Here is a 13,951-nt window from a genome sequence, read left to right as displayed (position 1 = left end):
GGGACGGGGAAGGCAAGTTCGGTTGAAATGATCGCAAAAATTTTTCCGGCACTCCGCGCGAGACGTTACGTGATTCACGTTTCGACCGATGATGGATACCGCTGAACAATACGGGTCAATACGGATATCGGCCACCCGGTGATCCGGCTGTCCGACCCCCGGTCGGAAGTTTCCGGAGAACACCTCCGGAACACCTGGATCCGCCGTGATCCCCGTGCCCCGGCACGGTGGTTCCCCGATGCTTCAGCCCTCCGCAACCTTCCCGATGTCCGGTATTTCTATGCTGCGCCATAAGGGTTCGGGGCATATTCACCGGCCGCCGGGAAATCCGGCCGCGGTGGTCGTCGCGGTTTTCCGGCCGACGCCCGGAGGCGGCGGTCCGCACCACCCGCCCCTCACTCCCCGTGCACACCCCTCCGGCCCACCACCACCCGCGCCGCCCGCCGAGGGCGAGTAGGACGGAAGCGACGGCTCGTGCGGAGGAATGGGTGCGGAATGCAGATCGTGGTCGACCTCAACCGGTGCGAGGGGTACGCGCAGTGCGTGTTCCTCGCCCCGAAGGTGTTCGAACTGCACGGCGAGGAAGCGCTGCTCTACGCCCCGGCGCCGCCTGCGGAACAGGCGGAGCGGGTGCGCCGGGCCGCGGCGGCCTGCCCGGTGCAGGCCATCCTCGTCGGCGAACAGGCCGGCGCGGGCGCCGGGACGGGGGCCGGTGCCGATGTCCGGTGAATTCAAGAGCGGGCGGATCGTCATCGTCGGCGCCTCCCTGGCCGGGCTGCGGGCGGCCGAGACGCTGCGGGAGGAGGGCTTCACCGGGGAACTGACCCTGGTCGGCGACGAGCCGCATCCGCCGTACGACCGCCCGCCGCTGTCCAAGCAGGTGCTGCTGGGCCGGGTGCCCGCGGCGGACGTCGGCCTGCCGGCCCGCCGTCCGGTGGACGCGCGGTGGAAGCTGGGGGTGCGCGCCAGCGGCCTCGACCCGGCCGCGAAGGAGGTGCTGCTGGCCGACGGCGAGCGACTGCCGTTCGACCGGCTGCTGATCACGACCGGGACCCGCGCCCGTCCCTGGCCGCACCCCGAAGAGGCCCGACTGGACGGCGTGTTGACCGTGCGGACGGTCGATGACGCGAGCCGGCTCGCCGAGCGCCTGGACGCCGGGCCGCGCCGGGTCCTGGTCATCGGGGCGGGGTTCACCGGGTCCGAGATCGCCTCCGCCTGCCGGGAGCGCGGCCTGGCGGTCACCGTCGCCGAACGCGGGCCGGCACCGCTGGTCGGGGCGCTCGGCGGCACGCTGGGGTCGTTCGCCGCGCGGTTGCAGCGCGCGCACGGCGTCGATCTGCGCTGCGGAGTGACGGTGACCTCGCTCCTGGGCAGCAACGGGCGGCTGACCGGCGCCGAGCTCTCCGACGGCAGCCGGATCGACGCCGAGGTCGCGGTGGTCGCGCTGGGCGCGGTCCGCAACACCGAGTGGCTGGACGGCTCGGGGCTCGCCGCGGGCCCGCGGGGCGTGGCCTGCGACGCCGGGTGCCGGGCGTTCAACATGTACGGGATCGTCACCGACGACGTGTTCGTGGCCGGGGACGTGGCCCGTTTCCCGCATCCGCTCTTCGATTACCAGATGTTGGCCCTGGAGCACTGGGGCAATGCCGTCGAGCAGGCGGAGGTGGCGGCCCACAACATGGTCAACCCCGGGCCGCTGCGGCGCCCGCACCTGGCGGTGCCGGCCTTCTGGTCCAGCCAGTTCGGCCTGAACATCAAGTCGGTCGGCGTCCCGACCTTCTCGGACCAGGTCACCATCGCCCAGGGCTCGGTCGAGGAGCGCCGGCTGGTCGTCGTCTACGGCTACCGCGGCCGGATCACCGCCGCGGTCAGCGTCAACCGCGCCAAGTGGCTGGAGCACTACCTGCGCCTGATCGAGACCGCTGCCCCGTTCCCGCCCGAGCCGGGCGCCGCCGACCGGCCCGCGGAGCCGAGGGTCGTGGCCTCCGACGTCCCGGACCCGAAGGTGCTCTCGCACGGCCCGACGGTCGCGCTCACCGGTCATCTGCCGGACCGGCGCCTCGCCGTGCTGCGGCCGATGACCTGACCACCGCCCCGCCGCCACCGGACACCCTGCCCTGACGAGGAGAGCCCCGCGCATGTCCACGGAGACCCTGCTGGAGCGGATCAACGCCTACGAGAACCGCGCCGACCCCTATCCGCTCTACGCCGAACTCCGCGAGCACGGCGTGGCGCAACAGAACGACGGCAGCTATCTGGTCGGCACCTACCACGAGATCGCCGCGCTGCTGCACGACCCGCGCATCAGCTCGGACGTACGGCACCGCAGCACGCCGGACGCGGCTCGGCCGGACGCCCTCCCGCCGTCCTTCATCGCCCTCGACGACCCCCAACACGACCGGCTCCGCCGGCTCGCGATGCGCCCCTTCGGCCCGCCGCACTCCCCCGGCCGGGTCGACGCGCTGCACGAGGACATCGTCGAGATCGCCCGGGAGTTGACCGACGGCCTGCGGGACCGGGACCGGATCGACCTGGTGGACGACTTCGCCTACCCGCTGCCGGTCACCGTGATCTGCCGGCTGCTGGGCGTCCCCCACGAGGACATGTCCGAGCTCCGCGGCTGGACGAACACCATCATCGCCTCCCTGGACCACTCCCCCGGCGACGATCCCCAGGAGAAGCAGCGCGCGGGGATGGCGGCGCGGATGGCGATGGGCGCGTACCTGGGCGACCTCGCCGACCGGCGGCGGGCGAACCCGGCGGACGACATGATCTCCGCCCTGGTCCACGACGACGGGCCCGAAGGGCGGCTCGACAAGCCGGAGTTGATGACGACGCTGACCCTGCTGACGATCGCGGGGCACGAGACGACGGTCAACCTCATCACCAACGGCATGCTCACCCTGCTGCGCCACCCGGAGGCGCTGGAGCGGCTGCGCCGGGAGCCGGAGTTGATGCCCTCGGCGGTGGAGGAGCTGTTGCGGTACGAGCCCCCGGTCCAGATGCTGCCGCAGCGCACGCCGCTGACCGACATCGAGGTGGGCGGGGTGACCATCCCCCAGGGCGCGCCGCTGTTCTTGATGCTCGCGTCCGGCAACCGGGATCCGTTGCGGTTCGAGGACCCCGACCACTTCGATCCGGCCCGCCGGGACAACCGGCACTTCGGCTTCGGCAGCGGCGTCCACAGCTGCTTCGGCGCCCCGCTGGCCCGTGTGGAGACGCAGGTCGCGCTGGCCGAACTGCTGCGCCGCCTGGACGGTCCGCGGCTGGTCGAGGATCCCCCGCCGTACCGGCACAGTCCCATCCTGCGCGGGCCCCGGCACCTGCCGATCGCCACGGGCGTGCGGGCGGGCGCCGGCGCCTGACTGTCAGTCAGGAGGCAGTGTCGGTGGGCTCCGTGGTCGCTGCGTCCCCGGTCCGCCCCGTTTCGAGGGTCACGGTCAACCGGCCGTCGGCGACGTCGGCGACCACCGTGTCCCCGGGGTTGAGGGTGCCGTCGAGGAGCATGTTGGAGAGCCGGTTGTCGAGCTCGCTCTGGAGGGTGCGGCGCAGCGGGCGGGCCCCGAACTCCGGCTGGTAGCCGCGGTTGGCCAGCCACTCCTTGGCGGGCTCGGTGACCTTGAGGTCGATGTGCTGGGCGTGCAGCCGGCGCCGGCTGCGCTCCAGCAGCAGGTCGACGATCTTGATGAGGTCCTTCCGGGTCAGCGCGTGGAAGACGATGACCTCGTCGATCCGGTTGAGGAACTCCGGCCGGAAGTGCGCCTGGAGGTCGGACATCAGCTCGTCGCGGATCTCGTCGACGGATCCCTTGTGGTCCAGGATCCGCTTGGAGGCGATGTTGCTGGTCATGATGACGACGGTGTTGCGGAAGTCGACGGTGCGTCCCTGGGCGTCGGTGAGCCGGCCGTCGTCGAGGACCTGGAGCAGCAGGTTGAAGATGTCGGGGTGGGCCTTCTCGACCTCGTCGAAGAGGATGACGCTGTACGGCCTGCGGCGGACGGCCTCGGTGAGCTGTCCGGCCTCCTCGTAGCCGACGTATCCCGGCGGGGAGCCGACGAGTCGGGACACGGTGTGCTTCTCCTGGAACTCGCTCATGTCGAAGCGGATCATCCGGTCGGGGTCGCCGAAGAGGATGCCCGCGAGCGCCTTGGCCAGTTCGGTCTTGCCGACGCCGGTGGGCCCGAGGAAGAGGAAGCTGCCGCTGGGGCGGTCGGGGTCGCTCATCCCGGCGCGACTGCGGCGCACGGCCTGGGAGACGGCGGTGACCGCCTCCTCCTGCCCGATCACCCGCTCGTGCAGGGCCTCTTCGAGCTTCATCAGCCGGTCGCGTTCGGTCTCGGTGAGTTGGGAGACGGGGATGCCGGTGCGCGCGGAGAGCACCTCGGCGATGTCCTCGGTGGTGACGCTGGCGGCCTGTTCGCGCTCCTCGTCGACGTCGGCGAGTTCCTGTTCGGCCTGCCGGACGCGTTCCTTGAGTTCGGCGGCGCGTGCGTAGTCCTCGGTGCTGACCGCCTCGTCCTTCTCCCGGCGGAGCTTGGTGAGCCGCTCCTCGATGTCGGCGGTCGCGCTGGGGCCGTCCAGGCTGCGCAGTCCCACCCGGGCACCGGCCTGGTCCATCAGGTCGATGGCCTTGTCGGGCAGGAAGCGGTCACTGATGTAGCGGTCGGAGAGGGAGGCCGCGGCGTCGAGCGCCTCGTCGGTGAAGCGCACCTGGTGGTGGGCCTCGTAGGAGTCCCGGAGGCCGCGCAGGATCTCGACGGTCTCCGCCACGCTGGGCTCGGGCACCATGACCGGTTGGAAGCGGCGTTCGAGGGCGGCGTCCTTCTCGATGTGCTTGCGGTACTCGTCGATGGTGGTCGCACCCACCACGCTGAGATCGCCGCGGGCCAGGGCGGGTTTGAGGATGTTGCCGGCGTCCATGGCGCCCTCGCCCCCGCCGCCCGCGCCGACGACGGTGTGGAGTTCGTCGAGGAAGAGGATGATGCCCTTCTCGGAGCGGGTGACCTCGTCGATCACCTTCTTGAGCCGCTCCTCGAACTCGCCCCGGTACTTGGAGCCGGCGACCATCCCGGCGAGGTCGAGGGAGACCACCCGACGGTCGCGGAGGGCCTTGGGCACCTCCTCGGCGACGATCCGCTGGGCGAGCCCTTCGACGATCGCGGTCTTGCCGACGCCGGGGTCGCCGATGAGGACCGGGTTGTTCTTCGTCCGCCGGGAGAGCACCTCGACGGTCTGCTGGATCTCGGCGGCCCGGCCGACGACCGGGTCGAGTTTCCCGCCGCGCGCCTCGTCGGTGAGGTCCCGCCCGTATGCGTCCAGGGTCGGGGTGTCGCCGTGGCCGCCCTGGGCGGGCTGCCGGGCGGTGCGGCCGGCGCCGCCGTCCAGGGCGCCCTCGGCGCCGAGGGCCTGGGTGAGGCCGGAGTGGGGGTCCTCCAGGAGCGCGGCGAGGATGTGCTCGGGGCCGATGTAGGAGGCTCCGGCGGCCTGGGAGCGGGCGTGGGCGGCGAGCAGGGCGCGTTTGGCCGCGGGGGTGAGCGCGGGCTCTCCGTTGCCGGTGCCGGAGGGCAGTCGTCGGCCGATGTCCTCGGCCAGTTGGTCGGGGTCGGCGTCGGCCTGTTCCAGGATCTGCCGGGCGGCGGGCACCTGGGTGGCGGCCCACAGCAGATGGACGGTGTCGAGGTCGGAGCCGTCCTCGGCGGCGCGGCTGCCCGCCGCGGCGAGCAGTTCGTGGGCGGAGTCGCTGAGCAGTCGACCGATGGGGACGCGTTGGACGGCCGGGGGCGAGGCCGCCGGGCTCATGCCGAAGAAGCGGTCGAAGAGGTCGGAGAACGGGTCGCTGGACCCGAAGGGCGAAGTCGTCACCGTAACCACCCGTCCGGCGCGCAGCGCCTTGGTGGTGCGCCGCCTGCCGTCGTCTATTGCCCGTACCCGGCCAATTCTTCGCCGGGTCGCGGAGGGCAGCGACCGGAGGGACGGTCCGCCGCGACAAACGGACTTTCGCACACCCGTCCGAACAAGTAATATTCACTGCCATTGAGTACCACTTACTTGGGAGGGTTCGATGGTGGCGGAACTCGTCAGGACCTGGGTGGCCGGCTGGGTCGTCTCGCGTCAGCGCCCCCGGGCGGTCGAGCACCCTTGGGGGCTCTACGTCGACGTGGGCCGCCCGGACCACGTGGGCCGCCACGTGCTGCCCGCGCCCGACGAGTCCTCCGTGCGCGCCGCCGCGGCATCGGTGACCGCCCCGTACACCTGGCTCAAGTTGCCCGTGGAGACGGAGACCGCGGAGCCGTGGCTCCCGGCGGGCTGGTCGGCGGACAAGGAGGAGTCGGGCCACCTGATGGCCGCGGACCTGCGGGCCACGCACCCGGTGGCACCCGCCGGCTACCGCGCGAGCGTGGCGACCGCCGACGACGTCATCCACGTCCGGGTCCACGACGCACGGGGCGACCTCGCGGCGAAGGGACAGATGGCCGTGGTCGGCCGGGCGACGGTCGTCGACCAGGTACAGACCGAGGAGGCCCATCGCCGGCGCGGCCTGGGCGGCTTCGTGATGCGGACGCTCGCCGACCGCGCGCTGGCCGAGGGCGCCACGCTCGGCGTCCTGGGCGCGACCGACGAGGGCCGCGCGCTGTACGAGTCGCTCGGCTGGCGGCGGCACTCAGGGCTCGCGGCCTGCGTCTACCGCCCGTAGACGGCGCCCGACACACCCCGTGTCGACAGGCTGAGAGTGGTGTCCGGTACGGCGGACCGCCACCGCGCCGTGCCGGACACCACCCCAACGCCACGCCACCGCCGCCTTCGCCACTCACCCCAAGCGTCCGATTGATTACATTTAATCCATGTATGAGTCGGAGGACAGTGCGCAGGCCCCAGCGGCCACGACCGCAGTACTGACCGGACTCGGGGCCTGGCTACCGCCCCGCGAGGTCACCAACGACGAACTCTGCGCCCACCTGGACACCTCGGACGCCTGGATCCGCGAACGGATCGGCATCTCCGTGCGACGCCGTGCGGACCCCAAGACCGCCACCGGGGACCTGGCCGCCGAGGCCGGCGCCCGCGCCCTGCGGTCCGCCGGGGTGACCCAGGCGGACGCCGTCGTCCTGGCCACCACCACGCCGGACCACCCGTGCCCGGCCACCGCCCCGGACGTCGCGGCCCGGCTCGGGCTGGGCAACGCCGCGGCGTTCGACATCGCCGCGGGCTGCTCGGGGTTCCTCTACGCCACGACGGTCGCGGCCGGCCTCATCCGTTCCGGTACGGCCGGACGGGTTCTGGTCATCGGCGCCGAGACGATGTCCGCCGTGATCGACCCCGAGGACCGCGCCACGGCGCCGATCTTCGGGGACGGCGCCGGCGCCGCCGTCCTGGAAGCCGGACGCCCCGGCCAGGCCGGTTCGCTGGGCGAGGTGGTGTGGGGCAGCGACGGCGAGCGCGCCGACGCCATCGTGGTCCCGGTCGGCGGCTCACGGAACCGCGACGGCCGGGACGCCGCGCCGAAGAGCGAACGGCACGTCCGGATGCGCGGCAACGAAGTGCTCCGGCACGCCGTGCGCCGCATGACGGCCGCCGCCACCCGGGCCGCCGCCGCGGCGGGCTGGGCCCTGGCGGACGTCGACCGGCTGATCGTCCATCAGGCCAACGCGCGGATCAGCGCCGCCGTCTCCGACGCGCTGGGCATCCCGCCGGAGCGGGTGCCGTCGAACATCGCGACGGTGGGGAACACCGCCGCCGCCTCCATCCCCCTGCTCCTGACGGACGCCGCCGCCGAAGGAGCCCTGCGCCCCGGCGACCGCGTCCTGCTGGTCGCCTTCGGCAGCGGGCTCGCCTGGGCGGCCACGACGCTGGTCTGGCCCGCCGGCCTGCAGGCCGAACGCTGACCACCACGACGCGCACCCCGCAACGGCCTCACTCCCCCGACGGCCCCGTCCCCAAGGAAGTGACCATGTACGCACAGTTGAAGGAACTCCTCATCACCCGGGCCGGATTGCCCGGCGAGCCGATCGTCCCGGAAGCGTCGCTGGCCCGGGCGGGTATCGACTCGATGGCCGTCACCGTGCTGTCCATGGCGCTGGAGGACGTACTGGGGCTGGTGATCGACGAGGACGAGCTGTCCGCGGCGCCGACCGTCGCCGACCTCGCCGACCTCATCGCCCGCCGCGGCGACACCGCCTCGCTCCCCTCCACCGCATAAGCCCAAGAGGAGGCCGCCGTGGAAACCATGGAAGCCGACGAACGCCTCGTCCCCCTGGCCTTAGGGGACATGACCTACGCGTGCCGACTCCTCATGCCCCGGCACCGGTCCGGCACCGAGCCGCTCGTCCTGATCGGCGGCGCTCTCCAGGACATGTACTCCTGGCCACGGTTGGAACGCCGACTCACCACGCACACCGACCTGGTGCTGATGGACCTGCCGGGCACCGGCAGCGCCGGCGACCTGGCCGCCAGCGCCGGCTTCGAGGTCCTGGCCGATTCGGTGCTGCACGCCCTCGACCGGCTGGCCATGGACCAGGTCAACGTCCTCGGCGCCTCCTACGGTGCCCCCATCGCCTACCGCCTGGCCCAGTCGCACCCGGACCGGGTGGCCCGGCTGCTGCTCGCCGGTGCCACGCCCCGGGTCGGCCCCCGGCTGGCCGCGGTGGTCCGCCAGGGCCTGGAACTGGTGGGCACCGCGAGCTCCCGCCCGGCCGACGAGCCGGCCCGCCGGGACTACGCCCGCAACGTCGTCGACATGCTGGTCAACGGCGCCACCCGGAACGAGGTCGCCCAGGGGCCCGCGGTCGCCCGGCTCCTGGAACGCCAGCTGATGCGGACGTCGCAGAGCGCCGCACTGCGCTACGCCGCCTGCCACGAACGCCTCCTGGACACCGACCTCTACCCGCCGGGCGGGATCGAGGGGGTCCCCGCGCTCGTGTTCACCGGCGAGCACGACTGCGCCAGTTCACCGGAGGAGAACCGGGCCGTCGCGGCCACCATCGCCGGCTGCGCATTCGCCCTCATCCGCGACGCCGACCACATGGCCCATCTGGAGCGCGAGGCCGAGTACGCGGACCTGGTCACGCGCTTCCTGCACGATCGGCCGGTGCACGACCTGCCGTACTGCACCGACCCGCGGACGTCGCCCCGGCGAGAGCGCTAGGCGTTCTGTCCGCAAAGTCCCGTCGTCCGCTCCGAGGGGCGACCAGGCGGGACTTCGCGGACAGGCCCGGAGATTCCTTCCCGCGCGCCTGCTCCGTTCGCGGCGCCGGACGGTCAGCGGACCGGCGGGGCCGGCGGATCGGGGGCGAGCAGGCCCGCCAGCACCCGCCGGACCACCCGCTCGAAGCCGGCGCCGGCCCTGGTGGCGTCCCCGGCACCGAGGTGCGCGCCGTCCGCCGCCCCGCCGGCCAGCGCCGCCGCCAGCAGCGGATGCCCGCCGCGCCCGGCCACCGCGCCCAGGTAGGCGGCCTGTGCCGCCTGACGGCCCGTCGGTGACCGGCGGGCCCGGATTTCGACACCGGACAACATGGCGACCAGGGCGTTCAGCACGGCCACCGCCTCCAGCTTGCCCGGCCCGGTCAGTCCCGCGACGGGCTCCAGCGCGCGCAGCGCGAACTCCAGGTAGTCCAGCCCCCGCGGCCCCACCCGCAGGGCCTCCGGCGGCACCTCCAGCAGCCACGGGTGCCGCAGGTGGACCCGCTGCGTCCGGGTGGCCAGCGCCACCAGGTCCGTCACCGGATCCCCCGTCAGCTCCGCATCGAGGTCGATCTCCCCGGTCGCGGTGTCCACCATCAGGTCCACCAGGTCGTCCCGGCCGGCCACGTACCGGTAGAGGGACGCGGGCCCGGTGCCCAGCTCGCGGGCCACCTGCCGGACCGACACCGCGGCCATCCCGCCCGCGTCGGCGAGCCCGATGGCGGCCTCGGTGAGCTGCTCCCGACTCCGCTCGGGTGCGGGCCCCCGCGTCCCCCGCTCGGGCCGCTCCCACACCAGCGCGGTCTCCGTCGCCGCCGCCCGGTCCGCCTTGCCGGCCATCCAGCCTCACCCGCCCCTTCCCTCATCCGACTCCTTGCTGATAACTATAACCACGTAACCGCGAACATCGTTCGCAGTATTTCGGTCACCGCGACTACCGGGAGGGAACTCGATGCAGCACCACACCTCGTCCCCCACGTGGAGCGCCACCCAGTGGGCGACGAACGGCGAAGTCCGGCTCGTCCACGACCAGTTGGCGCCCGGACACACCGACGCCGAGCCGCTCCTCCTGGTGACCGGCCTGGGCGTCTCCCGGCAGTGGTGGCCCACCGGCCTGGCCCGGGCACTGACCGCCGAGGGGTTCACGGTCGCCCGCTACGACCAGCGCGACGCGGGCGAATCGACGCACCTGCCGCCCACCGCCACCGCCAACCCCATCTCCGCCCTGCTCCGCAGGCGCGGCGCCGCCTACACGGCCGAGGACATGGCCGACGACGCCATGGCCGTACTGGACGCGCTGGGCTGGGACTCCGCGCACCTCTTCGGCCAGTCCCTCGGCGGCGCGGTCGCCCAGCGCATCGCCCTGCGCCACCCCCGGCGCGTGCGCACGCTCACCACCGTGTCGGCCGTTCCCGGCGACTGTGCCGGACTGGGCGCCATGCGCCACATCCGGCTGCGCACCCTCGCCCGGCTCGCCCGCATGAACCACCCGCCCACCCCCGAAGGGCACATCGAGGCCGGCGTGGCGCTCGCCCGTCTGCTCCACTCCCCCGCCCACCCCTTCGACGAGCCGGCCCTCCGGGCCAGGCTCGTCAGCGCGCCCGACGCGGGTGTCCTGGACGCCCGCAGCCAGAGCCGCCAGATCGGCGCGCAGTGGCACGGCCCCGCCATCGAGCGCATCACGGCGCCGACCCTGGTCCTGCACGGCCTGGACGATCCCCTCGTCAAGCCGTCGGCCGGCCGCACGGTCGCGGCCCGCATACCGGGCGCACGCTTCGTCCCGCTGCCCGGCGTCGGCCACGGGCTGCCGGAACCGGTGTGGCGGGACGTGGCCCACCACGTACGTCAACTCGCCGACCGCTGACCGGAACCGACCGGCACCGCCTGCAGCGGGGCACCGATCGCGCTCCCGCCGGAGTCGTCCTCTTCGGTGTGCGCCACCCCGGGGCGCCGGCCACGCCCTCTTGCGGGCGCCCCGCCGGGCCCTGTGGACTGCTCGGGACCCACGCCCCGCGACCCCGCCGGCCCGTCTGCACCTGAGCACCACCATTCGGCGGGCTTCCTCAGCGACGCGTGCTCTACTGCCGCAGCACCACCCCCCACCCTTCCCTGCCACGAAGGAGACTGCGCATATGCCGAATTCGAGGATCTCCGAGGACGACTCCCCCCACACCTCTGCCGCCGCCCCGCCCCCTGCCGCCGGTCGCCCCGCGGTCAGTCGCCGCTGGGTGCTGGCGGGGCTGGCCGCGGCGGCCCCGGCGGTGCTCGCGGCCTGCGGCGGGAAGAAGGGGACCGCCGCGTCGCTCAGCCCGCACGGCGCGGGGAAGCCCACGCCGGGGAACTCCACCGTCATCATGATCATCCGGCACGGCGAGAAGCCCGACAAGCACCACCCCGGCATCGACGAGCACGGCCACGAGGACCACAAGTCGCTCACCCGGCGCGGCTGGGACCGGGCCAACGCGCTGCCCAAGCTCTTCGACCCGCCGGCGGGCCAGAAGCTCCCGTCCGGCATCGAGCGCCCCCGGACGATCTACGCCGCGACCGACCAGGGCCCCAACGCCGGTGCGCACCGGATGCGACAGACCGTCACCCCGCTCGCCCACCACATGGGCCTGAAGGTCGACACCGAGTTCGCCGAGTCCGAGGAGGACGCCCTCGCGAAGACCGCCCTGTCCGCGACCGGGCCGGTGCTGATCTGCTGGGAGCACAGTCGCATCCCCGACATCGTCTCCGCGCTCGGCGCCTCCGGCAGCGGCGTCCCCGACGAGTGGCCCGACCGCTTCGACCTGGTGTGGGTGTTCACCCATGCCAAGGGCAGCTGGGCGTTCCGGCAGGTCGACCAGCACCTGCTGCCCGGCGACGCCTGAGCGGGCGACGCGCCGCCACGGGCGCGGGTCAGCCCAGGGCCCGGTCGAGGTTGAACGCCGCGCTGATCAGTGCCAGGTGGGTGAACGCCTGGGGGAAGTTGCCGATCTGTTCGCCGGTGCGGCCGATCTCCTCGGCGAAGAGGCCGACGTGGTTGGCGTAGGTGAGCATCTTCTCGAAGGCGAGCCGGGCCTCGTCCACCCGGCCCGCGCGGGAGAGTGCCTCCACGTACCAGAACGAGCAGATGGAGAAGGTGCCTTCCTCGCCCCGGAGTCCGTCGGGGCTGGCCTTGGGGTCGTAGCGGTAGACCAGGGAGTCGGAGACCAGTTCCTCGCCGAGGACGTCCAGGGTGGAGAGCCACTTGGGGTCGGTCGGTGAGATGAACTTGGCCAGCGGCATCATCAGGACCGCGGCGTCCAGCACGTCGTCGCCCTCGTGCTGGACGAACGCCCGGCGCTCGGTGGACCAGCCGCGCTGCATGATGCGTCGGTAGATCGCGTCGCGCTCCCGTCCCCAGCGGATCATGTCGGCGGGCAGTCCGCGGTGGCGGGCGATCCGCATGGCCCGTTCGAGGGCGACCCAGCACATCAACTGCGAGTAGAGGAAGTTCTGGATCTTGCCGCGGGTCTCCCAGATGCCCTCGTCCGGCTGGTCCCAGTTGTCGCAGACCCAGTTCACCAGGTTGCAGACGGCGTCCCAGTGGTCGCTGGAGAGCGGCTGTCCCCATTTGTCGTAGAGGTAGAGGGAGTCGATGAGCGCGCCGTAGATGTCGAGCTGGAGCTGGTTGACGGCGTTGTTGCCGATGCGTACCGGCGCGGATCCCAAGTGGCCTTCCAGGTGCCGGAGTTCCACTTCGGGGAGTTCGCTGCGGCCGTCGATGCCGTACATGATCTGCAGCGGGCCGTGGGCGCAGTCCTTCAGACAGATCTTCGAGGAGAGGAAGCGCACGAAGGATTCCGCTTCGTCGGTGAAGCCGAGGCGGAGCAGGGCGTAGATGCAGAAGGCGGCGTCCCGCACCCAGACGTAGCGGTAGTCCCAGTTTCGCTCGCCGCCGATCTGCTCGGGCAGGCTGGTGGTGGGGGCGGCGACGATGGCGCCGGTGGGCGCGTAGGTGAGCAGCTTGAGGGTGAGCGCGGAGCGGTGCACCATCTCCCGCCAGCGGCCTCGGTAGCGGGAGTGGGAGAGCCAGCCGCGCCAGTAGCGCACGGTGGCGCCGAAGAGCTGCTCGGCCTCCTGGACGGCGCAGAACCGGGGCTCCACGCCTTCACCGATGCGGTCGAGCGCGAAGACCGCGGACTCGCCCTCGGCGAGCGTGAAGGAGCAGCGGGCGTCGGACCCGTCGATCTCGACCGGCACGCTGGAGGTCAGGGCGAGGGAGAGTTCCGGGGAGTCGAAGACGGTCAGGCCGCGGTGGTGGGGGCGGACGGTGTGCCGCTGCCGGCCGTAGTCGAAGCGGGGCGCCACGCGCACCGAGAACGGCAGGGATCCTCGGACGCAGAGCACCCGCCGGATCAGCCGGTGTCGGTCCGCCTCACGGGAGTCGTCGACGATCGGCATGAAGTCCTGGACCTCGCCGACGCCGTGGTCGGCGAAGAAGCGGGTGATCAGGATGTTGGTGTCGGGGAAGTAGAACTGCTTGGTGCGGGTCGGCACGTCCGGGGCGAGTTGGAAGGCCCCGCCGCGGTCGGCGTCCAGGATCGCGGCGAAGACACTGGGCGCGTCGAAGCGGGTGCAGCAGTACCAGTCGATGGTGCCGTTGGTGCCGACGAGGGCCGCGGTGCGCATGTCGCCGATCAGGCCGTGTTCGGCGATCGGGACGTAGCGGGGGGCGTCGGCTCGGGTGGTGCGCAGGCTCGCGGTGGGTGTCGCCATGAGCCCCGTGGGCGTCGTCATCGGACCTCCCCTG

The 13,951-nt window shown here is 72.6% G+C and carries 12 protein-coding genes; 9 read left to right on the top strand and 3 right to left on the bottom strand.

The window, feature by feature from the left end; genetic code table 11:
- Window positions 1-495 precede the first annotated feature (495 nt).
- The 3 genes from SNOUR_RS36920 to SNOUR_RS36910 are packed head-to-tail and all read left to right on the top strand — an operon-like array spanning window position 496 to window position 3,365.
- A complete protein-coding gene (locus SNOUR_RS36920) occupies window positions 496-729 on the top strand; it encodes a ferredoxin (protein WP_067355878.1) in 234 nt (77 codons plus the stop codon).
- On the top strand, window positions 719-2,086 hold the full coding sequence (locus SNOUR_RS36915) for an NAD(P)/FAD-dependent oxidoreductase (protein WP_067359099.1): 1,368 nt from the start codon (window positions 719-721) through the stop codon (window positions 2,084-2,086). The genes SNOUR_RS36920 and SNOUR_RS36915 overlap by 11 nt, the downstream gene beginning before the upstream one ends.
- 52 nt (window positions 2,087-2,138) lie before the next feature.
- Window positions 2,139-3,365 (top strand): cytochrome P450, encoded by a 1,227-nt coding sequence (locus SNOUR_RS36910; RefSeq protein WP_067355875.1) that lies wholly within the window; start codon window positions 2,139-2,141, stop codon window positions 3,363-3,365.
- 7 nt (window positions 3,366-3,372) lie between these two features.
- Here the strand turns inward: SNOUR_RS36910 and SNOUR_RS36905 are convergent, their stop codons facing one another.
- Window positions 3,373-5,862 (bottom strand): ATP-dependent Clp protease ATP-binding subunit, encoded by a 2,490-nt coding sequence (locus SNOUR_RS36905; protein WP_067355873.1) that lies wholly within the window; start codon window positions 5,860-5,862, stop codon window positions 3,373-3,375.
- Window positions 5,863-6,061: 199 nt separating this feature from the next.
- Between SNOUR_RS36905 and SNOUR_RS36900 the strand changes: the two genes are divergently transcribed.
- From SNOUR_RS36900 to SNOUR_RS36885, 4 genes are all read left to right on the top strand, one after another.
- A complete protein-coding gene (locus SNOUR_RS36900; RefSeq protein ID WP_067355871.1) occupies window positions 6,062-6,694 on the top strand; it encodes a GNAT family N-acetyltransferase in 633 nt (210 codons plus the stop codon).
- A 148-nt stretch (window positions 6,695-6,842) separates the two neighbouring features.
- Window positions 6,843-7,883 (top strand): beta-ketoacyl-ACP synthase III, encoded by a 1,041-nt coding sequence (locus SNOUR_RS36895; RefSeq protein WP_067355868.1) that lies wholly within the window; start codon window positions 6,843-6,845, stop codon window positions 7,881-7,883.
- A 65-nt stretch (window positions 7,884-7,948) separates the two neighbouring features.
- A complete protein-coding gene (locus SNOUR_RS36890; RefSeq protein ID WP_067355866.1) occupies window positions 7,949-8,197 on the top strand; it encodes an acyl carrier protein in 249 nt (82 codons plus the stop codon).
- A gap of 27 nt (window positions 8,198-8,224) precedes the next feature.
- Entirely contained in the window at window positions 8,225-9,142 is a 918-nt protein-coding gene (locus SNOUR_RS36885; RefSeq protein WP_312636216.1) for an alpha/beta fold hydrolase, read from the top strand.
- A gap of 113 nt (window positions 9,143-9,255) precedes the next feature.
- Here the strand turns inward: SNOUR_RS36885 and SNOUR_RS36880 are convergent, their stop codons facing one another.
- Entirely contained in the window at window positions 9,256-10,017 is a 762-nt protein-coding gene (locus tag SNOUR_RS36880; RefSeq protein WP_067355862.1) for a TetR/AcrR family transcriptional regulator, read from the bottom strand.
- Between the two features lie 112 nt (window positions 10,018-10,129).
- On the opposite strand from SNOUR_RS36880, the gene SNOUR_RS36875 reads away from it, so the two are divergent.
- Window positions 10,130-11,041, top strand: coding sequence for an alpha/beta fold hydrolase (locus SNOUR_RS36875; RefSeq protein WP_067355859.1), 912 nt, complete (start codon window positions 10,130-10,132; stop codon window positions 11,039-11,041).
- A 268-nt stretch (window positions 11,042-11,309) separates the two neighbouring features.
- Window positions 11,310-12,047: a hypothetical protein gene (locus SNOUR_RS36870; protein ID WP_079143118.1), complete on the top strand. Its 738-nt coding sequence runs from the start codon at window positions 11,310-11,312 to the stop codon at window positions 12,045-12,047.
- Between the two features lie 28 nt (window positions 12,048-12,075).
- Here SNOUR_RS36870 and SNOUR_RS36865 read toward each other — a convergent pair whose 3' ends face one another.
- A complete protein-coding gene (locus tag SNOUR_RS36865; RefSeq protein ID WP_067355857.1) occupies window positions 12,076-13,938 on the bottom strand; it encodes a glycoside hydrolase family 15 protein in 1,863 nt (620 codons plus the stop codon).
- Window positions 13,939-13,951 lie beyond the last annotated feature (13 nt).

Origin of the sequence: Streptomyces noursei ATCC 11455 (genome assembly GCF_001704275.1) — a bacterium.
GTDB classification, from domain to species: Bacteria; Actinomycetota; Actinomycetes; order Streptomycetales; family Streptomycetaceae; genus Streptomyces; species Streptomyces noursei.
Note: the sequence above shows the minus strand (reverse complement) of the source record. Positions and strands in the feature narration are given on the sequence as shown.